The sequence below is a fragment of the Streptosporangium amethystogenes genome, assembly GCF_000721075.1.
Lineage (GTDB): Bacteria > Actinomycetota > Actinomycetes > Streptosporangiales > Streptosporangiaceae > Streptosporangium > Streptosporangium amethystogenes.
Window position 1 is genome coordinate 16,724 of record NZ_JOEQ01000032.1, and the last position, 20,664, is coordinate 37,387.

Genomic DNA, 20,664 nt, shown 5'->3' on the forward strand with positions numbered 1-20,664 from the left:
TCGTGGTCCGGAGGTACGATGCGAAGCGATCTTCCTGACTTCCCCACGGCTGCCGACACGACCACCCTGGCCGAGCTGCTGAGCTGGCGGGCCAGCCGCCAACCGGAGCGCGTCGGCTTCGTGTTCATGGGCGAGCACCTCGGCGACGAGCGTCCGGTGACCTACGAGCAGCTCGACCGGCGGGCCCGGGCCGTCGCGGCCGAGCTGCGGCGAGCCGGTGTCGGCTTGGCCGACCGCGTCCTGCTGCTCTACCCGCCTGGTAAGGACTTCCTCACCGCCTTCCTCGGCTGCATGTACGCAGGCGCGGTGGCGGTGCCCACCTTCCCGCCCGACCCGATGCGGCTGGAGCGGACGCTGCCTCGCCTGCTGACGATCGTGGCCGACGCGCAGCCGGCCGCGCTGCTCACCATCGCGGCGCTGCTTCCGCTGGCCGACCAGCTTCCGCTGGGAGAGCTGGCCTGGATCGCGACCGACACCGCGCCGGACACCGACGACCGGACCGGATCCGGCGCCGACGCCTCCACCCTGGCGCTGCTCCAGTACACCTCGGGCTCCACCGCCGAGCCCAAGGGTGTGATGCTGACCCACGGCAACCTGCTGCACAACTCCGGGCTCATCCAGGAGCTCTTCGGCACTGACGAAGAGGTCCGCGGCTTGAGCTGGCTGCCGCCGTACCACGACATGGGCCTGATCGGCGGGCTCATGCAGCCGCTGTTCGCCGGGTTCCCGATGTGGCTGATGTCGCCGATCGACTTCCTTCGGCGGCCGGCGAGCTGGCTGGAGGCCATGTCGGGGCTGGGGCTGACGCTGAGCGGCGGGCCGAACTTCGCCTATGACCTGTGTGTCCGCAAGACCACGCCGGAGCAGCGGGAACAGTTCGACCTCAGCCAGTGGAGCGTGGCCTTCAACGGGGCCGAGCCGATCCGGCGGGCCACGCTGGAGCGCTTCGCCGAGGCCTTCCGGCCGGCGGGTTTCCGGCCCGAGGCGTTCTTCCCGTGCTACGGCCTGGCCGAGGCGACGCTGATCGTCAGCGGCGGCTTCGGCGTGCCCGCCGGAAAGGGGCCGGTCGGCTGTGGCCGGAGCGGCTCTGAGCAGGAGGTGCTGATCGTCGATCCGGTGACGGCGACGCCATGTCCCGCCGGTGAGGAAGGCGAGGTGTGGCTGCGCGGGCCGAGCGTCGCGGGCGGCTACTGGAACCGGACGGAGGAGAGCCGTGAGGTGTTCCAGGCCGTGTCGGCCGAAGGCGGCGGGCCGTACCTGAGGACCGGTGACCTGGGCAGGTCGGCCGATGGCGAGCTGACGATCACGGGCCGGCTCAAGGACCTGATCATCGTCAGGGGCCGCAACCACTACCCGCAGGACCTGGAGGCCACCGCCGAGCGGGCCGACCCCGTGCTGCGGCCGGGCTGCGGGGCCGCGTTCACCGTGAACGACGAGCCCGCGATCGTGCATGAGATCGTCCGTGGCGTTGAAGACGTGGACGTTGCGGCGGTGGCGCGGGCGATCCGGACTCTGGTGGCCGAGGAGCACGGCCTCCACCTCGGACTGGTGGTGCTGATCCCGGCCGGGCAGCTGCCCAAGACCACCAGCGGCAAGGTCCGCCGCCGGGTCTGCCGGGACCTGCTGCTGGCCGGAGAGCTGCCCGAGGTCGGCCGCAGCTCGATCGACCTGGAAGGTTTCCTGCGCGAGCAGACCGCCGCCGTCTGCGGCCTGCCCGCCGAGGATCTCGCGCGCGAACTTCCGCTGCTGGCCCTGGGCCTCGACTCGCTCGCCGCCCAGGAGCTCGCCCAGCGGGTCCAGACCGAGCTGGGAGTACGGCTTCCGCTCGAAGACCTGCTCGGCGGCGCTTCCCTGGCCGACCTCACCTCGCTGTCCGACTTCGCCTCGCCGGCGGCCCAGGAGGCCCAGGCGGCCGAAGGCACCGCGCAGGTGTCGGAGGGCCAGCGGGAGTTGTGGCTCCTGCACCGGCTCGACCCGGAGAGCACCGCCTACACCACGGCCGCCGCCTTCCGGCTGCACGGCTCGCTCGACGAGGAGGCGTTACGTCGGGCCTACGGCCGGCTCCAGCAGCGGCACCAGGCCCTGCGGACGGTCTTCGCCGACCGGGACGGCGAGCCGGTGCCCGTCGTCCGAAAGAACTGCCAGGGCTTCTACTCGGTGGCCGAGCTCGGCGAGGCCGGGCTGCAAACGAGGCTGGAGCACGACGCGAACCGGCCGTTCGACCTGGCCATCGGCCCGTTGGCCCGGCTGCACCTCTACCGGCTCGCCGACGGCACGCACGCGTTGCTCTTCGCCGCGCATCACGTCGTGACCGACTTCTGGTCCACGATGATCCTCGGCCGGGAGCTGGAGGCCCTTTACGGCGAGGAGAGCGGCGGCCCGGCCGCTGAGCTACCGGCGCCGGCCGAGGCCGGCTCGTTCCCGCGATCGGAGCAGGCGGGACGGGGAGACCGGCCGGTGCTCAGCGGTCCGGGCGGGACCCGCAGGTTCCGGCTCGGCACGTCCCTGGCGGCCGGGCTGGCCGATCGCGCGGCGGCCGAAGGCACGACGCTCAACGTCTTCCTGCTCGCCGCCTACCAGGCACTCCTGCACCGGGTCACCGGCCAGGACGACCTGACGGTCGGCGTCCCCTTCGCCGCTCGCACGCATGCCCGCCTGACCGGCCTGGTCGGCTACTTCATGAACCCGGTGCCGATCCGGAGCCAGGCCCGCGACAGCTTCCGTGAGCTGCTGGCCGAGACCAGGAGCCAGGTGATCGGCGCGCTGGAGCGGCAGGACCGCCGTGACGGCGACCGCTTCCGGGCCATGTTCGTCTTCAACCAGCCGGCCTCCGCCGACGTCGCGACCTTCCCGGCGCTGCTGCTCGGTCACGCCGGCCTCCGGCGCTCGTTCGGCGGGCTGCGGGCCGAGTCGTTACCGGTCGGGCTGCGCGAGTGCGCCATGGATCTGGAGCTGTCGCTGACCGTCCTCGACGGCGACGTCCATGGCTGCCTCCGCTTCCGGACCGACGCCTTCGACGAGGAGGCCGCCGACCGGTTCGTCCGACACTTCACCGCCCTGGTCGAGGCGGTGGCCGCCGAACCCGCCGCCGTGCTGGGCTCGGTGCCGCCGGCCACCGCGCAGGAGCTCGATCTGCTGCTCGGCGAGTGGAGCACCGGCGGGCCAGCGAGCGGCGCGGAGGTCCCGGTGTCCCGGCTCATCGAGGAGCAGGCCGCGCGCTCGCCGCATGCGACCGCCATCGCGGCGGGCGGCGAGTCGCTGTCCTACCAAGAGCTGGACCAGCACGCGAACCGGCTCGCGCACCTGCTGCGGGCCAAGGGCCTCGGCTCCGGCGGGAGAGTGGGCATCTGCCTGGAGCGAGGCTCCGGCATGGTCGTCGCGATGCTCGCGGCCGGCCGGGCCGGCGCGACCTACGTGCCGATCGACCCGCTGACCCCGGCCGGCCGCGTGGCCGCGGTCTTCGCCGACGCGCGCGTGGACGTCGTGGTCAGCGAGGAGGCCCTGGCCGGGAAACTCCAGGACGTCGCCGTCCCGGCGGTCCTGCTCGACGCCGACCGGCCGGAGATCCTGAGCAGCCCGGTCACCGCGCTCGCGCCGCCCGAGCCGGGTGATGCGGCCTACGTCGTCTACACCTCCGGCACGAGCGGGACGCCGAAGGGAGTGGAGGTCCCGCACCGCGCGCTGTCGGCCTTCACCCGGCAGGCCGCCGAGCTGTACGGCATCGGCCCGGCCGACCGGGTCCTGCAGTTCGCCTCGATCGGCTTCGACGCCAGCGTCGAAGAGATCTATCCCACCCTCGCCCACGGCGCTCGCCTGGTTCTGCGCACGGACCGCATGCTGGCCGACCCGGGTGCCTTCCTAGCCGCCTGCGAGGCCCAGGGAGTGACCGTGCTCGACCTGCCCACGGCCTTCTGGCACGAGCTGGTCGACGCGCTGGGCGCGGACGGGACGCTGCCGGCCTCGGTGCGGCTGGTCATCATCGGCGGCGAGAAAGCGCTGCCGGAGCGGGTGGCCGCCTGGCAGTCCAAGGTCGGGAACCGGGTCCGGCTGGTCAACACCTACGGGCCGACCGAGGCGACCGTGGTCGCGATCGCGCATGAGCTCGACTCGCCCATCGACGCACCGGACAAGCCGGGCCGTGGCATGGCACGGACGGCTCGGGCAGTGCCCATCGGCCGGCCGCTGGGCGGGGTCCGGGCCTACGTGCTCGACGCCGTCGGCTCGCCGGTACCCGCCGGGCTCACCGGCGAGCTGTATCTCGGCGGCGCCGGCCTGGCCCACGGCTATCTCAACCGGCCGGGCCTGACTGCCGAGCGGTTCGTGGCCGACCCCTTCGGCCCTCCCGGCGGGCGGCTCTACCGCACTGGTGACCTGGTCCGCCACCTGCCGGACGGCACGCTGGCCTTCGTGGCCCGCGCCGACCGGCAGCTCAAGCTGAGCGGCTACCGAGTGGAACCCGGCGAGATCGAGGCGGCACTGCGCGCGCTGGACGAGGTCGGCGACGCGGTCGTGACCCACGACGGGCAGTCCCTGCTCGCCTACGTGACGCCGCAGACGTGCGAGCCCGCCGAGCTGCGGACAAGGCTGCTCGCGACCCTGCCCGGCTACATGGTGCCGGCCCGTTACGTGCCGCTGGCCGTACTGCCGAGGACCCTGAACGGCAAGATCGACCTCCGCGCGCTGCCCGAGCCGCCCGAGCAGGTACGGCGGAGCGTCCCGAAGTCCTTCCAGATACCGGAGGAACGCGCGCTGGCGGGGATCTGGCGCGAGGTGCTCGACGTGACGGAGGTCGGCCGGACCGACGACTTCTTCATGATCGGCGGCCACTCGTTGTCGGCGACCAAGATGCTGGCGCGGGTCAACGACGTGCTCGGCCGGGATCTGCCGCTCCGGGTGGTGTTCGAGACGCCGGTCCTGGCCGCGCTGGCGGAGCTGATCCGCCTGGCGCCGAAGGGGATCTCCCGGCGGGTGCCGCCGGCGCCGCGCGACCAGCCGCTGCCGCTCTCCTTCGTGCAGGAGCGGATCTGGTTCCTGCAGCAACTGGACCCGGAGGGCACCACCTACAACGTGCCGCGTGCGCTACGGCTGCGCGGCAAGCTCGACGTCGGCGCGATCGCCAGGACCCTTGACGACCTCGAGATCCGGCACGAGATCCTGCGCACGACCTTCCCCGAGGACGACGGCGAGCCGTTCCAGGAGATCGGCGAGCCGCAGGGCATCCCGGTGACCGTCGTCGACGGCACCGAGGAGGGGCTCAAGGAGTTCATCCTCGCCGCCGGGCAGGAGCCCTTCGACCTGGCCAAGGGTCCGCTGCTGCGGGTCACGCTGGTCCGCCTGGCGCCGGAGGACCACGTCCTGGTCGTGGTGGAGCACCACATGGTCCACGACGGATGGGCCCAGGGAGTCTTCCTCCGCGACTTCCTGGAGCTCTACGAGGCCCACGCCACCGGCCGGCCGCCACGACTGCCCGACCTGCCCGTGCAGTACGCCGACTTCGCCTTCTGGCAGCGGCGGACCTTCCAGGGTGAGCGGCTGGACTCGCTGGTCGACTACTGGCGCGAGCGGTTGCGCGGAGCGCCGCCGCTGCTGTCGGTGCCCGGCGACTGGCCCCGTCCGGCGGTGCTGGGCTCGCAGGGCGGCGAGGAGACCCTCTACATCGAGGCTCCGCTGGCGGCCAGGCTCCGGGAGTACGGCCGGGAACACGACGCCACCCTGTTCATGACGATGTTCGCCGCCTTCGCGGTGCTGCTGCGCAGGCGCAGCGGGCACGAGGACATCGTGGTCGGCAGCGGCATCGCCAACCGGCAGCGGCCCGAGCTGGAGAACCTCCTCGGGATGATCATCAATACCGTGCTGATGCGCGTGGACCTCTCCGGCGGTCCAGCCTTCCCCGAGGTGGTGGATCGCGTGCGGGAGTCGTGCCTGGCCGCCTACGCGCACCAGGACATGCCCTTCGAGAAGCTGGTGGAGGTCCTGCGTCCGCCGCGCAGCCTCAGCCACACGCCGCTCTTCCAGACGATGTTCAACTTCCTCGACACCCCGATGCCCTCGCTGCTGGTCCAGGGGCTGGAGATCGAGGTGCTGAACGCGCACAACCGCTCATCCAAGTTCGACCTGAACGCGGTGGTCATCCCGCACGCAGCCGAGCGGCTCGGGGTGATGTCGGGGGAGACCGGGCCGGAGCGGATCGCGGTGCTGCTGGAGTACAACGCCGATCTCTTCACCGCCGACACGATCCGCGGCCTGCTCGCCGAGTACCTGCAGATCCTCACCGAAAGCGTCGAATCATGAGCTCGCTGCCCGCGCTGTTCCTGGAGAACTGCGTCAAGTATCCGGAGCGGACGGCAGTCGTCGCCGGTTCCAGGACCCTGTCCTACCAGGAGCTGGCCGAGGCGGCCGGAAGCCTGGCGGCCGAGCTCGGCCGCCGTGGCGTGAGCCGTGGCGAGCTCGTCGGCGTGCGCCTGGCCAGGTCGGCCGACGCCGTGGTGGCCATCGTCGGCGTGCTGCTGTCCGGCGCGGCGTACGTGCCGCTCGATCCGCGCTATCCGGCCGACCGGCTGCGGCTGATGACCGAGGAGTGCCGGATCACGCACACCGTCGGCGAGAACGTGCCGGTCTGGGGCCATCCGGCGGCGAGCGTCCAGCCGGAGCTGGACGAGGACGACGCCGCCTACGTGATCTACACCTCCGGCTCCACCGGACGGCCCAAGGGCTGCGTGGTGACCCACGGCAACGTCCTCAGCCTGCTCGACGCGGCGCTGCCGCTCTTCGACATGGGACCGGACGACCGGTGGGCCCTGTTCCACTCGATCAACTTCGACTTCTCGGTCTGGGAGATCTGGTCGGCGCTGGCCACCGGCGCCGCGGTGGTCGTCGTGGATGAGGATGCCTCCCTCGACCCCGGCGAGCTGCTCGACCTGCTGATCAGGGAACGAGTCACCATCCTGAACCAGGTCCCGTCGATCTTCCGGATGCTGATCGAGGCCCACGAGGACGAGGGCTGCCCGCCGCTGCCGCTGCGCTACCTCATCTTCGGCGGCGACGCCGTCGACCTGGAGGCCACCTCGCGCTTCCTGGCGTCGCTGCCCGCCGCCGCCAGACCCGTCGCGATCAACATGTACGGCATCACCGAGACGACCGTGCACTCCACCTTCAAGGAGCTCGACCCGGACACGCTGCGCGGCTCCAATCCCTCGCCGATCGGCAGGCCCCTGTCCTCCCTGGGCATCACGCTGCGCGACCCGGACGGGGTGGAGGTGCCCGACGGCGAGGTGGGTGAGATCTGGGTGTCCGGGGCCGGCGTGGCCGCAGGCTACTTCCAGCGCGACGAGCTGACCGCCGAGCGGTTCGTGGTGGTGGACGGCACACGGCACTACCGCTCCGGCGACCTGGCCCGGCGGCTGCCGGACGGGGAGTTCCAGTACCTCTCCCGGGCCGACCGCCAGGTGAAGCTGCGCGGGATGCGCGTCGAGCTGCCGGAGATCGAGGTCGCCCTGCGGGCCTGCACCGGGGTGAAGGAGGCGGCGGTGCTGCTGGAGAGCGACGAGGCGGTGGGCGAGCTGCTGGTGGCCTACGTCGCGGCCGGGACGGGCTTCGACCCGGGACAGGCCCGGGCCGAGTGTGCCCGGGTCCTGCCGTCGCACATGGTGCCCACCAGGTTCGAGCGGCGCGACTCGCTGCCGCTCTCGCCTTCGGGGAAGGTGGACTACCGGGCCCTCAGTAGATGACGCGGTTGTCGGCCGCCGGCCGCCAGCCGCGCGAGCCGCGGAGGTTGCGGGTGATGTTGAGCCGCTTGAGCCAGCGGTCGGAACCGTCGTAACGGGCCTGGAACGACCTGCGGCCGTGCACCGCGCGGAAGTTGTCGACGAACACCAGATCGCCGGGACGCAGGCGGACGTCCCGCATCTTCGCCTCGATCTGCGCGCACAGGGCCTCGAAGGCCCGCAGCGAACGCTCGGACCAGCCCTCGGTCTTCATGTGATACGGATCGAGCGCCATGTAGGGGTCGACGTTGTCGCCGAACAGGATCGGCCGCTTGACCGGGTCGTCGTTCCACGACTGGATGAGCTCGAAGCTCCGGATCCGGAGCCGGTCCACGACCGGGTCGCCGGTGGACTGCCGCGCGTTCTGCGGCTGGTGCGAGTTGTCCGGCATCTGGGTGAACTCCGGCTCGAACAGGGCCGCGACGTCGAGCGAGGACCAGTCGAGGTCGGCCGCGTCGCAGATCATCGTCGCCACCGCGTCCGGGTTCTTCAGGCACATGAGCGCCACGTAGTCGCCGCGGCAGGGATGGAAGGCGTCCTCGGTGTGCCAGGAGAGGTGCTGCAGGCTGTTGGAGCCGATCTCGTAGTTCTCGTGGCCCTTGATCGGCAGCACGTCGTGCATGATCCGGCCGTCCTGCTGGGTCGCCCAGCCGAAGACGTCGCCCAGCACGGACGCGCAGAGCAGGAAGAATATCTCCTGGGTGAAGGCGGGCGAGCCGTACTGGCTATCGCGCCAGTGTTCGGGAGTGGGCCCGAGCAGCTCCTCCTCCATCGGCAGGCCGGAGACCACGCAGACGGCGGAGGGCTCGCTGAGGCGGTATTCCTCCAGGAACTCCACCAGGCCCACCGGGAAGGACCTGGCCAGCACGCGGGCCCGGCGGATCAGCGTGTCGTCCTCAATGGTGTCGTGGGTCTTGGCCAGCTCGGCGAGCAGCGGCGCCACCTGCGCCACGTCCTTGTCGCTCAGCGCGTATTCAGGCACGGCACAGTCCTTCCACGTAGTCCTTGGCCCCGTGGAGCTCTTTGCGCATCCATTCGAGCTGTTCGGCGTATTCCTCGGGGGAGTCGCCAGGCGACTTCACATTGGTCATGATCAACTCGCTGCCTAGGTGGTTGGGGGCGACCCGGTAGGGGATGAAGACCTCGGCGCCGTCGGAGAGGACCACTTTGTGGTCCAGCAGCAGCAGGTCCCGGTCGAAGCAAGTGGCGAGCACGACCGGCCCCTGCGGGCCTGTGACGTCGAAGGTCTTCTCCGACGTCCTGGTCACCGCGAGGGCGAAGGGCGAGAACCTGGGCCACTCCTCGACGTCGGCCATCGCCTGCCAGACGAACTCCGGCGGGGCCTCGATCGAGACGCTGTAGGTGTCGGACCGCTCAGTGCGGTGCTCCATGCACATCCTCCTCCAGTCTGGCGGCGAGCTGTCGTAGCGACGGGTTGGCGAACAGGTCGCGGACCGGCACCTCGACGCCGAAAGCGACGCGGAGGCGGGCGACGAGCTGCGTGGCGTGCAGCGAGCTGCCGCCCAGGCCGAACAGGTCGTCGCCGACGCCGACCTGTTCGGCCTCGAGCAACTCGGCCACCGTGGCTACCAGCCAGCGCTCGGTCTCGGTGGCTGGCGGCAGGTACGGCTCCGCCGCCTGGACGGGCGGCCCGGCCGGCTCGGCGGCCAGCGAGCCCCGCTCGGCGTCCAGAGCGAGTGCCGTGGTGAAGCCGCCGGCGTGCTCCGCGTGGGTCAGGACGAGGGTCGGAGCAGCTGCCTGGCCCGGAGCGGTGACCTGGCCGGAGCCGGTGGCCTCGCCGGAGGCCGGCTGCTCCTCCGCCGTGACCTGTACGGCCTGGCCGCCCACCTTCCAGACCGCCAGCAACGCGGTGATCAGGTCGGCACCAGGCGGCAGACACAGGCCGACGGTGTCGCCGGCGGCGACGTCGGCGCGGCGCAGCCGGTTGGCGATCCGGCCGGCCGCCGCGTCGAGCTGCCGGTGCGTCCAGCGCGTGCCGTCGCCGTCGACCAGAGCCGCTTCGCCATCACCGGGATGCCGCGCCAGCAGCTCGGTGTCCCGCAGGGCCCGCTCGCGTTCGGCGGCGGTCAGGATCTCCAGGTCGGCGGCACGGCGCTCCGGCGCGGCGACGCCTTCGGCCAGCGCGGTGAGGTAGTGGTCGATGAACCGGTCGATCCGGTCGGCGTCGAACAGGTCGGTGGCGTACTCGACCGCCACCGGGAGGCTGCCGTCCGGCACGTCCGCGACGTCCACGGAGATGTCGTAGAGGGCATAGCGCTCCGGCACCACGATGGGCTCGATGCTCACCTCGCCGAGCGAGAGGTCGGTGGCGCCGATGGCGCGGGGCAGCAGGGTGAGACCCACCTGGAAGAGCGGATTGCGACCGGCCGCCCGCTCCGGCCGCAATGCGTCCACGACCAGGCTGAACGGCACGTCCTGATGCGCGGTGGCGTTCAGGATGGTCTCGTGGCAGCGGCGGGCCAGCTCGCCGAAGCTGGGCTCGCCGTCGAGGGAGGTCCGCAGCACCACAGTGTTGCCGAAGAAGCCGACCAGCGACTCGATGTCGGGCCGGGTCCGGCCGGAAAAGATGGAGCCGATCGGCAGGTCCCGCTGCCCGGTGTAGCGATGCAGCACGACCAGCAGCGCCGCCTGCAGTACGGCGAGCAGAGAGACCTGGTGTTCGCGCGCGCAGGCCCGCACGGCCTGGCTCAGCTCGGCGGGCAGCTGCTGGTCGAGCGTGTCACCGAGGCCGGTGGGCCGCTCCGGCCGCCTACGGTCGGCGGGGAAGTGGACGGTGGGCAGCCCGGCCAGGTTCTCCCGCCAGTAGCCGAGCCGGCGTTCCAGCTCCGCGCCGCGCAACCGGCGGCGCTGCCAGGCGGCGTAGTCGGCGGGCTGCACCGTCAGCGGCTCCAGGCCGGCCTCGCCTCCTGCGGCGTAGAGGGCCGACAGCTCGCCGCCGAGCACCGCGGCCGACCAGCCGTCCGCCACGATGTGGTGGAAGACCAGCACCAGCGCGTGATCGTCCGGGGCCAGCCGGGCCAGCGCGTACCGGAAGACCGGCCCACGCGCCAGGTCGAAGGGCCTGGTGCACTCCTCGGCGGCCCAGCTCTCGACCTGGTCGGCGGGCAGGTCGATCGGCTCCAGTCGGACGGCGGCGGGCGGGTCGATCACCTGGATCGGCAGGCCGCCCTCGTTCACGAACCTGGTCCGCAGCGCTTCGTGCCGCGTCACGAGGCCGTGCAGGGCCCGCTCCAGCACCTCGACGTCCAGCCGGCCGCGGATCCGCAGCGGGAAGGGGATGTGGTAGGCGGTCGAGGCGGGGTCGTACTGGTTCATGAACCAGACCGCCTCCTGCTGGAAGGTGCAGGCCAGCGAGCCGTCGCGAGCGACCGGGACGGGACCGGCGTTCAGCGCCGACCGCTCGGCGAGCTTGCCCGCCAGGCGACGCTGCAGCTCGGCGATCTCCTGATCCAGCTCGTCGTCCAGCCCCACGCCTTGCTCCGCGTCCGCCTCCGGCGTGGTGTCCGGCGCCGGGCTGCCGCGGCCAGCGTCCAGGAGGGCCTGGGCCATCCGGCGGACGCTGGGATGGGAGGCGAGCAGGCCGACGCTCGCGCCGTCGATCCGGCTGACCACGCGCACCGCGGCGAAGGAGTCGCCGCCCAGGTCGAAGAAGCTCGCGGTCGGGTCGAGCTCCGGCAGGGCGAGGATCTCGCGGAAGACCTCCGAGATCTTCTCCTCCAGCAGCGCCGCCTCCGCGCTGAGCGGTTCGGCCGCCGTCACGGAGGCGGCTGGAGCGGCCTGCGCGACGGAGTCGGGACCGGCCGCGCTGATCACGGCCGCGAGGTGGTCGGCACTGGCCAGCGACTCGAAGACGGCGTGCAGGCGGGCCAGGACGTCGTCGATGAAGCCCTCGTCGAACCGCTCGCGATGGATCAGCACCTGCAGCTCGGAGACCGGCTGCGGCGCGACCGTCAGCGTCAGCGGGAAGCTGATCTTGTCGTAGAGAGCGTCCCGGTGGAAGGCGGGCTGTCCGGGCTGCCCAGAGCCTGCGGAGTTGACGGCCAGAGCGGCGTTCTCCAAAACCACCAGGCTCTCGAAGAGGGACCGGCCGGAGGCGCCGGCCCAGGTCTTGATGTCGGCCAGCGGTGTGTACTCATACCGGCGCGTCTGCGCGTAACGCTCCTGGATATCACGCAGCCAGGCGCCGACGTCGCCGTCGTCCGGCACGCTCACCCGCACCGGCAAGGTGTTGGCGAACAGGCCGACCATCCGCTCGACCTGCGGCAGCTCGGCCGGCCGGCCGGAGCTGGTGGAGCCGAAGACGACGTCCGAGCGGCCGCTGTAGCGCCGCAGCACCGCGGCCCACGCTCCTTGCACCATCGTCCCGAAGGTGACGCGGTGGCGTGCCGCGGCCTCCCTCAGCCTCTGGCCGAGCCGCTCGGGCAGGTCCACCGTCTGGCGGGTGACCTCTCCGGTGCCGCGCAGCGGGTCCCAGGACCTCAGCGGGACCAGGCGGCTGGGCTCGACGCCGGCGAGCGTGCGGGTCCAGAAGTCCTTGGCCGCCTCGGGGTCCCGCTGCTGCAGCCAGGCGATGTAGTCGCGGTAGGGCGGCGGGTCGGACGGGCTGGCTCCGCCGGTGAAGCGAGCCATCACCTCGGTCATGACGACCGCCACCGACCAGCCGTCCAGCAGCAGGTGGTGGTAGGTCCACGTCAGGCTGTGCCGGTCGTCGGCGAGCCGGACCAGGTGGAGGCGTTGCAGCGGCGCGGCCGTCAGGTCGAAGCCGGCCGCGCGGTCCTCGACGTGCAGCCGTTCGAGCCGGTCACGCTGCTGCGCGGCGTCGAGTCCGCGCCAGTCGTGCCGGTGCACGGGCAGTTTCACGTCCCGGTGGACGACCTGCAGCGGCTTGTCGAGCCCCTCCCAGTGGAAGGAGGTGCGCAACGAGGGATGCGCTTCGAGGACAGCGTGCCAGGTCTCCTCCAGGGCCTGGTCGTCGAGCGGCCCCTCCACCTCGTACATGTGCTGGCTGAGGTACATGTCGGCGGCGCCGTCGTGCGTGCTGTGCAGCAGCATGCCCTGCTGGAGCGGCGAGAGCTCGTAGATGTCCTCGACGTTGTCCATGACCTACTCCACTCTCGACAAGGTCTCCAGCAGTTCCGCCGGCGCGTCCTGGAAGCGGTGATGGCGTCCGGGGAAGATCAGGAAGGTGGTCTCGCCGCAGCCGGCCCACCCCTTCATCTCCTCGGGTCCCACCTCTTCGTCCTCGCTCCAGCCGATGGCGGTGATCGGGGTGGCGAGCCGTACCGGATCGGGCACGAGGTATCGCCGGCTCACCTCGACGTCCACCCGGAGGATCTTCAGATAGATGGCGACCAGCTCAGGATGCGGCGTGTTGCCCTGGTCCCGGATGGACTCCTCCAGCTCCGCCCGGAGCTCGGCGTCGCTCATCTTCAGCATCCGGCCGACCGGCCCGTCCTGCGGCGCGAGCTGCGAGGAGACGAACAGCCGCGTGGCCGGCCGGCCCGCCCGCTCCAGCCGCAAGGCGACCTCGTAGGCGGCGTAGGCCGACCAGCAGTGCCCGAACAAGGCGAAAGGCACGTCCAGGTACGGCCGGAGCCCCGCGATCATGGAGTCGGCCAGGGCCTGGAACGTGTCCGGCATCGGGTCGTCGAAGCGGCTCAGCCGGCCCGGCAACTCCACCGGCAGGAACTCCACGGAGTTCCGCTCCGGAGGCCAGGCGCCGAACACGCTCGTGCCGCATCCCGCGTGCGGGAGGCAGAACACCCGTCCGGCGGCGCTCGGCGAGGGCTCACGTTCCAGCCAGGCCGTCATCTCAGCGTGCGCTCAACGGACGCAGGTCGGTCCAGGTCCGCTCCACGTACTCCAGGCACGCCTCGCGGCTGTCCTCACCGTGGACCGTGCGCCAGCCGGCTGGCACCGGGAGGTGGCCCGGCCAGAGCGAGTGTTGCTCCTCGTCGTTGGCCAGCACCAAAAAGACGCCATCGGGATCATCGAACGGGTTCATGCCAAGGACTCCTTCGAGAGGTGAGAAGAGGAACCGCTTCTACCGGGGCACCGCCGTACCGAGGACACGCACGCGGTCACCGGCCAGCGTCATCTCCAGGCGGCCACCACGCTCGGACAGTTGCAGCGCGGTGAGCCGGGCCAGGTCCAGCCGGGCGGCCCAGTGAGGAGCGAGCTTGCAGTGCGCGGTGACGCACACCTGGTCCTCGTTGACGCCGAGCGCCGGGAAGAAGGTGCGGGAGACGAAGTCCACCCCGGCCTGCTCCGATGCGGCGGTCACGATGTGGCCGCGGTACGGCTGGGCCGCCAGCGCGGCGAAGTCGGGGTCGACGGCGGCCACGGCCTGCGCCGAGTCCACCTCGACCAGGATGTCGTCGCTGGAGACCGCGCAGCGGGCCGCGCCGATGCCCAGCGCCTCCAGCAGCCCGGCGGGCGGCTCGCACGGCACGGGCGGAGCCGCCGGCAGCTCGATGGAGACCAGGTGGCCGTCACGCTCGGCGTGCAGGACGCCGTTGTCGGAGACGAAGGTCAGCCGTTTGAGCTCGTCGTCCAGGTCGAACAGGTGGCGGGCACTGGCGATGGTGGCGTGCCCGCAGAGGTTGATCTCCTTGTACGGGGTGAACCAACGCACGCGGTACTCGTCCGGCGCGACGACCGGGACCACGAAGGCCGTCGTCGGCAGGCCGATCTGGTGCGCCTCCCGCTGCATCGCCTCCTCCGCAGGGAAGGCCCGCGTGACCACGACCGCGGCCGGGTTCCCGGCGAAGTTCGCGTCGGCGAAGGTGTCAAACACGTGGAACCGCATGCGCGGGAAGCTCCTCCCAGGTGCGGAAGACGCGGTCGATGGCCTGGCCCATCCCCCACACCTCCTGGTACGGCGGGCCCTCCGGCCCGTTGTCGATGTCCCGCTGCCGCGCGTAGGCCGCGATGGTCCAGTCCGGCGTGGCGGGATAGCGGTGGTGGTAGTCGTGGTTGGGCAGGTCGCCCACGATCACGAGCAGCCGTGACGGCAGGTGGTAGCCGAGGGTCAGCGCGGTCCAGCGAATCCAGGCCCACACCCCGTCCCCCTTGGCCGGCACCGGCCCGCCGCAGAAGCGGGCGGAGGTGTTGGCCGCGGTGTAGAAGCGGTGGCCGAACTCGGGATTGCGCGGCGCGAGCCACTCGTGCTCGCCGAGCCGGTCGAGCAACGCGCTGAGCTGCGCGAAGACGATGACCGGGACGGCGAAGGCGAGCAGGAGGACCAGCAGGCCGTTCGCGAACCAGAACGGCAGCGACAACCACCAGCCGAACCAGAGAGCGAACAGCACGCGGCGCACCAGGCCGCCTCGCAGGTTGCTGACGACCCGGCCGGCGAAGCCCTTCCAGTAGAAGACCGGCGAGAGGAAGACCAGCCACGCGCGCCGCCACAGCCGAGCCCGGGTCATCCCGGGCCGGAAGCCGAGGTCGGCCAGGAACTGCACCGGTGGGTCCACCTCGGTCGCGAAGACCTCCCGCCGGTGGTGGTTGTCGAAGTGCTCTTCCTTGAAGTCGCGGAAGGTGTGGAAGACGCTCAGCACTGTGACGGCCTCGCCCCAGAACCGGTCGCCCGAGGGACGGCCCGAGAACCTTCGGTGCAGCGCCTGGTGCGCGATGACCAGGACCATCATGCGGGCCCCGGTCACAGTCAGGACCCAGCCGGCCAGGAGCGCCAGGACCCAGAACCCATGCGTCGTGGCCACGGCGACGGTCGAGACCGCCAGGCCGGCGAAGAACAGCGTCAGGGTCACAGCCAGGTAGGAGGCCCAGGTGTGGCGGAGCAGCGGCCGCTGGCCCGGCAGGGCCTTACCGGTCTGCCAGGTCCAGAAGTGCTGCGTCCACGACGGGAAGCGCAGGTAAGTGGCGCGAACGTCTTCCACGGTTCACGCTCCGAGACCGGTCTCCGTCGACAGCCGGTCGAAGAAGCGCGTCCAGAGCCGCCACATCTCGTCGGCCGCCTCGAAGACCAGTCGGGCCTGCTCGGGGCTGTAGTCCGCCATCAGCGTGTGCTCGGCCTCCTCCACGTGGTCCGGCTCCTGCTGGACGTGGATGGAGACCCACTCGTTGTCGCTGATGCCGGTGGCCCGCTCGATGGCCGCGCCGATGCTGGAGACCATGAGCAGGTCGGTGTTCTCGGTGGCGAAGATGAAGCCGATGGCGCTCTCCCGGCTCTCCGAGCCGCGGCGGTAGCCCTCGACCAGAGCGGCGGTCTCCTCGAACGGCTCGGTCTCGGTGACCCGCGCGCGGTCGAAGCCGCACTTGTCCATCGAGTTGACGTAGATCACCTCGTGGGCCTGCTCGACGTGGCCGCCGCCGGCCTCCTGGTTGAGGATGCGCGCGATGGCGCTCTTGGAGGCGATGTCCGGCAGGACCGCCACGCAGCGGGCCAGGAAGGTCGGGAAGTAGTGCAGCGGATGCCACCACTGCTCGATGAGGACCTCCGCCTGCTCCTTGGTGACCGCGGAGGACTTCACTGCGGCGAAGAAGGGATGGTCGCGGAAGGCCTGGTAAACGGCGCTCTCATTGAGCTGCTCGTTGAGGGACAGTGTCGCGGTCATGCTTGCCCACTCCCTGAGGGTCGATCCAATGTGAAGTACTGGTGCAACTCGGTGGCGTGGGGCAGCACAGCGGGATCCGCGCTGGCACGCGAGAGGTCGAGCATGGTCTCCCAGACGAAGCCGTCGCCGCCGTCGCGGCGGAAGTGCGTTTTGACGACGATGGCGAAGACCTCGTTAAAGGTGTCCATGGTCAGCACCGTCGACAGCCGCGCCAGTGCCGCGCGCTCGGCGTCGGGAAGTGGCGGCCGCTGGACGATCCGGCCGGGCTCGATCGTGCCGTTCCCCTCGTCGGGGATGGTGAGGATCGGGCCGTCCTGGGGCCGGTCGGCGAAGTCGAAGATGATGTGGATGCGCGGCTCGGCGGAGAAGGAGGCCACCGAGTGGATCTGCGAGGCGTCGAAGTGCCACACCTCGCCGGCCTGCATCCGGTAAACCTGGTTGTCCTCGCTGAAGAAGCAGTCCTCGTGCGTGGCCAGCGGGATGTGCAGGCGGTGGGCCGAACGAGCGTCCTGCGGGATCTCGGCGAGCTCGATGTAGTCGCGGTGCGGGACGATGACGCTCTTGGCGAAGACCGCCAGCCGGACGAAGGTCAGCCGCGTTGTGTTGGCCACCGACGTGATGATCTCCTGGATGTACGGCAGCTGCCTGCCGTACTCGGTGAAGGTGGAACGGTCCTGGTAGTCGTAGTTGGTGAGCAGGCCGTCACCCTCGTCGCCGCCGGTGGCCCAGAGCATGGCGCTCTTCCACGGGCCGCCGATGAGGTAGTTGCTGTAGGCCTCGGAAAAATTGAAGGTCAGCGCGTGCTCCAGGTCCTTGGCGAGCCGGGCCTGGTCGAGCTGGAGCGTGCTCACGTACTGGGTGCGCATCAGACGGTCCTTTCCAGCCGGTCGACCGGGGTGAACGGCTCTCCCCAGAAGTTCTCGCCGTGGAGCCGGTTGAGCCCGTGGTCGTCCTGGCCGGCGACCAGCACGCAGCCGTGCCGGTCGAGGTTGAAGCGGTGGCCGAACTCCTCGAACTCGGTCATGCCGCCGTAGACCCGGACGTGCGTGGGGACGGTGCGGATGGCGAAGCCCATGCGCTGCCGGTTGCTGATGTTGGGGTTGGAGCCGTGGATGCAGCGCGCGGTGAAGATGATGAACTCGCCGGGCTTCATCTCCAGGTGACGGACGTCCTGCTGGTCCGGGTCCCAGTTCTTGTCGATCTTGATGTCGTTGTAGTTGTAGCCGAAGAAGGAGTTGTCCTTGGCGGCGTTGTTCCACTTCATCGGCGCGGTCTCGTCGTAGCGCCATTCGCGGTGGCTGCCGGGGATGACCTTCATGCAGCCGTTCTGGATGGTCGCCTCGGTGAAGGCGACCCAGGCGGTGAGCTCCATGGGGTTGCCGGGGACGCGGTCGGTCGCCTCCAGCATGCCCTTGTCGGCCTCGCCGATGGCGTAGGTCTCGACCTGGTGCCAGCCGGTGCCGGTGTCGCCGGGGTTCTTCGGGAAGAACTCGGTGCGCCAGCAGATGACGTCGGAGCCGATGAGGGCCTGCTTGCGCCGGACGATCTCGGGCTCGGTGATCAGCTTGCTCAGGCCCGGGATGTCGAGGTGCCGGTCGTAGTTGACCGGGTTGTCGAAGGCCTTGCGTGCGTTGTTCTCGGGGTCCAGCAACGCCTTGCGCTGGATCTTCCACCACGCCTTCATCTCCTCCGGCTCCCAGAGGGTGAAGGGTCCGATGTAGCCCTGCTCCGCGAATGCGGCGCGGTCGGCGTCAAGATTCATTATGTGCACTCCCCTGGCGTTCCAGCGCGGCGTCCAACTCTTTGGCGGTCTGACTGACGTGTTCGGCTCGCATGAGTCCCCAGTGGTCGCCCGGCACGGGGATGACGGTGAAGGCTCCCGTGCAGAGCTTGCGCAGTGCCGCGGCCGACTCCGCCTGCCGTACGGGATCCGTGCCGGACGCCTGGAACAGGTGGACGGGACCGGCGTAAGGCGGCGGCTGATAGGCCATTGCCGCCGCCATGCAGGCCCGCGCGGTGTCGAGAGTGGCGCGCAGGTGCCGGCTGGAGGCTCCGTCGGCGATCGGGGTTCCCATGAGCTGGATCCAGGTCTCGCCTGAGGTCAGGTCGCGCAGTCCGGTCCCGGTCGGGTCGTCCAGCTTGGTCACCACCTGGTCGAGCAGGCCCAGGAAGGGGGTCTCGGCCATCGGCAGGCCGGTGATCGGGTCGATGACCGGGTTGGCGTCGAGCAGGCCGAGGAAGCCGATCTCGGCTCCGGCAGCGGTGAGCTGCTGGGCGATCTCGAAGGCCAGCACGCCGCCGAAGGACCAGCCGGCCAGCAGGTAGGGGCCATCGGGCTGGATCGTGCGGAGCTGCTCGACGTGGATCGCGGCGATCTCCGGCAGGGAGAGCCCGAAGCGCGGCGGGTCGCCGGTCCAGCCGAGGCCGAGGATGCGGACCGGAGCCTGGGAGGCACGGGCCAGCTCGCGGTAGCCGAGCAGCTCGCCGCCGAGCGGGTGGGCCAGGTAGAGGCTGCGTCCGCTCGGGCCCTGCCGTACGGTGACGATCTGGGAGGACTGGCGCTTGGCCGCCGAGACCGGGCCGTCGGTGCCGAGTGCGGCGACGAGGTCCTCGACGGTGCTGGCGTCCAGCAGGACGGAGAGCTCGATCTGGCGGCCGATGGCCTGGCCGAGCTCGGCGACCACCCAGGTGGCCAGCAGCGAGTCGCCGCCGACGTCGAAGAAGTCGTCGTCCTCCTCGAAGTCGTCGTGGCCCAGGACCCGGATCCACAGGTCGGTGACGAGCTGGGGGAGATCCTCGGTGGGCTCCGCCTCGATCTCGGGCAGCGGCAGCGCGGCCAGGGCGGCTCTGTCGATCTTGCCGGAGGTCGTGCGCGGCATGGACTCCACGAACAGGACCCGGGAGGGGACCATGTACTCCGGCAGCAGCTCGCGCACATGGTCGGCGACCTCGCGAGGCGACAGCGAGCCCTCGGTCTGCACGTAGGCGACCAGCACGGACAGGCCGCCCAGCACCTGGCGCAGGCCCACCACCGCGGCGCTCACGTGAGGATGGCCGACCAGGACGTGCTCCACCTCGCCGGGTTCGACGCGGAACCCGCGGATCTTGAGCTGGTCGTCGGAGCGGCCGACGAACTCGTAGGTCTCGTCGTCGGCGCGGCGCACGAGGTCGCCGGTGCGGTAGAGCCTGCCGCCCCACGGGGAGGCGACGAAACGCTCGGCGGTGGCCGCCGGCGCGTTGTGGTAGCCGCGGGCCAGGCAGTCGCCGGCGACGTAGAGCTCGCCGACCTCGCCGTCGGGCACCTCCTCCAGCCGCTCGTCCAGGACCCGGCAGGTCACGCCGTCGACCGGCGTGCCGATCGCGGGCAGCGGCGGCCAGGTCGAGGGGTCGCCGGGCAGCGTGAAGCTGGTGACCAGGTGGGCCTCGGTCGGCCCGAAGTGGTTGTCGAGGCGGCAGCCGTCGAGAGCGGTGAACAGCTCGCGGATCGCCGGGGTGATCAGCAGCCGCTCGCCGGCCGTGACGACGTGCTTGAGCGAGGCCGGCACCAGCCCGCTGCGGGCGGAGGCCTCGGCGAGCAGCTGGAGAGCGACGTAGGGCAGGAACAGCCGCTCGATCCGCTGGCTCACGATGGTGTCCAGGAGGGCTCGCGAGTCCCGGCGGGTCTCCTCGGCGGCGACGATCAGCGTGCCGCCGGTCGCCAGGGTGGAGAGCACCTCCTGGAAGGTCACGTCGAAGGAGGCGGCGGTGAAGTGCAGCGTGCGCAGCCCCGGCTCGCCGCTGGCGACCTGCCAGCGGATCAGCCGGTCCAGCCCGCGGTACGGCATGGCGACGCCTTTGGGCACGCCGGTCGAACCGGAGGTGTGCAGCACGTAGGCCGGCGCGTCCAGCGAGTACGGCTGCGCGTCCGGCCCGTCGGTCGCGGCCAGACCGTCGCGGGTGATCGTGACGCGGGCCGCGAGCCGGCGGGTCAGCGTCTCCAGCCGCGCGGGCGGCAGGTCGGAGTCGATCGGGCAGTAGGCGCCGCCGACGGCCAGCACCGCCAGCATGGCGACGATCGTCTCGGCAGAGCGGCCGAGCAGGACCGCGACCGTTTGCTCAGGTCCGGCTCCCGCGTTCCGCAGCCGGCCGGTCAGGTCGTCGACCCGGCTGATCAGCTCGGCGTAACTCAGCGAAGAGCCATCTGCCAGGTCCACGAGCGCGCAGGCCGCGCCGTCGGTCCTGGCTTGCTCCCGGACGGCTTCGAAGGCGAAGGAAACAGCCAAGCGAGGCTCCTCAGATGGCGTCTGCGGCTTTCGCATCGAAGC

At 71.0% G+C, this 20,664-nt stretch carries 13 protein-coding genes; 2 read left to right on the forward strand and 11 right to left on the reverse strand.

Annotated elements, in window-relative coordinates; translation table 11 throughout:
* Window positions 1-18: 18 nt before the first annotated feature.
* Together IG98_RS0134165 and IG98_RS0134170 are read left to right on the forward strand one after the other, a co-directional pair.
* A complete protein-coding gene (locus tag IG98_RS0134165; protein WP_030921918.1) occupies window positions 19-6,291 on the forward strand; it encodes a non-ribosomal peptide synthetase in 6,273 nt (2,090 codons plus the stop codon).
* Window positions 6,288-7,727, forward strand: a complete 1,440-nt coding sequence (locus IG98_RS0134170) for an amino acid adenylation domain-containing protein (protein WP_051753316.1) — start codon at window positions 6,288-6,290, stop codon at window positions 7,725-7,727. The genes IG98_RS0134165 and IG98_RS0134170 overlap by 4 nt, the downstream gene beginning before the upstream one ends.
* Here the strand turns inward: IG98_RS0134170 and vioC are convergent.
* From vioC to IG98_RS0134225, 11 genes are read right to left on the reverse strand one after another with little or no spacing between them, the layout of a single operon-like run.
* Complete coding sequence (gene vioC, locus IG98_RS0134175; RefSeq protein ID WP_037971974.1) at window positions 7,717-8,745, reverse strand: arginine beta-hydroxylase, Fe(II)/alpha-ketoglutarate-dependent; 1,029 nt, start codon at window positions 8,743-8,745, stop codon at window positions 7,717-7,719. The two genes, IG98_RS0134170 and vioC, sit on opposite strands and share 11 nt — an antisense overlap.
* Complete coding sequence (locus tag IG98_RS45650; RefSeq protein ID WP_037971975.1) at window positions 8,738-9,154, reverse strand: SRPBCC family protein; 417 nt, start codon at window positions 9,152-9,154, stop codon at window positions 8,738-8,740. Before IG98_RS45650 ends, vioC begins: the two co-directional genes overlap by 8 nt.
* Window positions 9,138-12,884: a condensation domain-containing protein gene (locus IG98_RS0134185; RefSeq protein WP_030921924.1), complete on the reverse strand. Its 3,747-nt coding sequence runs from the start codon at window positions 12,882-12,884 to the stop codon at window positions 9,138-9,140. Before IG98_RS0134185 ends, IG98_RS45650 begins: the two co-directional genes overlap by 17 nt.
* Window positions 12,885-12,887: 3 nt before the next feature.
* Window positions 12,888-13,595 (reverse strand): thioesterase II family protein, encoded by a 708-nt coding sequence (locus tag IG98_RS0134190; RefSeq protein ID WP_030921927.1) that lies wholly within the window; start codon window positions 13,593-13,595, stop codon window positions 12,888-12,890.
* A gap of 1 nt (window position 13,596) precedes the next feature.
* Window positions 13,597-13,788 carry an MbtH family protein gene (locus IG98_RS0134195; protein ID WP_030921930.1) on the reverse strand — a complete coding sequence of 64 codons (192 nt, stop codon included), beginning with the start codon at window positions 13,786-13,788 and terminating at the stop codon, window positions 13,597-13,599.
* Between the two features lie 39 nt (window positions 13,789-13,827).
* On the reverse strand, window positions 13,828-14,592 hold the full coding sequence (locus IG98_RS0134200; protein ID WP_030921933.1) for a PhzF family phenazine biosynthesis protein: 765 nt from the start codon (window positions 14,590-14,592) through the stop codon (window positions 13,828-13,830).
* The gene (locus IG98_RS0134205; protein WP_030921936.1) at window positions 14,573-15,682 is read right to left on the reverse strand and encodes a fatty acid desaturase; all 1,110 of its coding nucleotides are present in this window, start codon (window positions 15,680-15,682) and stop codon (window positions 14,573-14,575) included. The genes IG98_RS0134200 and IG98_RS0134205 overlap by 20 nt, the downstream gene beginning before the upstream one ends.
* 3 nt (window positions 15,683-15,685) lie before the next feature.
* A complete protein-coding gene (locus IG98_RS0134210; protein WP_030921939.1) occupies window positions 15,686-16,360 on the reverse strand; it encodes an iron-containing redox enzyme family protein in 675 nt (224 codons plus the stop codon).
* The gene (locus IG98_RS0134215) at window positions 16,357-17,226 is read right to left on the reverse strand and encodes an aspartyl/asparaginyl beta-hydroxylase domain-containing protein (RefSeq protein ID WP_030921942.1); all 870 of its coding nucleotides are present in this window, start codon (window positions 17,224-17,226) and stop codon (window positions 16,357-16,359) included. Before IG98_RS0134215 ends, IG98_RS0134210 begins: the two co-directional genes overlap by 4 nt.
* Complete coding sequence (locus tag IG98_RS0134220) at window positions 17,226-18,122, reverse strand: chlorinating enzyme (RefSeq protein WP_030921945.1); 897 nt, start codon at window positions 18,120-18,122, stop codon at window positions 17,226-17,228. The genes IG98_RS0134215 and IG98_RS0134220 overlap by 1 nt, the downstream gene beginning before the upstream one ends.
* Window positions 18,112-20,622 (reverse strand): non-ribosomal peptide synthetase, encoded by a 2,511-nt coding sequence (locus IG98_RS0134225; RefSeq protein ID WP_030921948.1) that lies wholly within the window; start codon window positions 20,620-20,622, stop codon window positions 18,112-18,114. The genes IG98_RS0134220 and IG98_RS0134225 overlap by 11 nt, the downstream gene beginning before the upstream one ends.
* Between the last annotated feature and the right edge of the window lie 42 nt (window positions 20,623-20,664).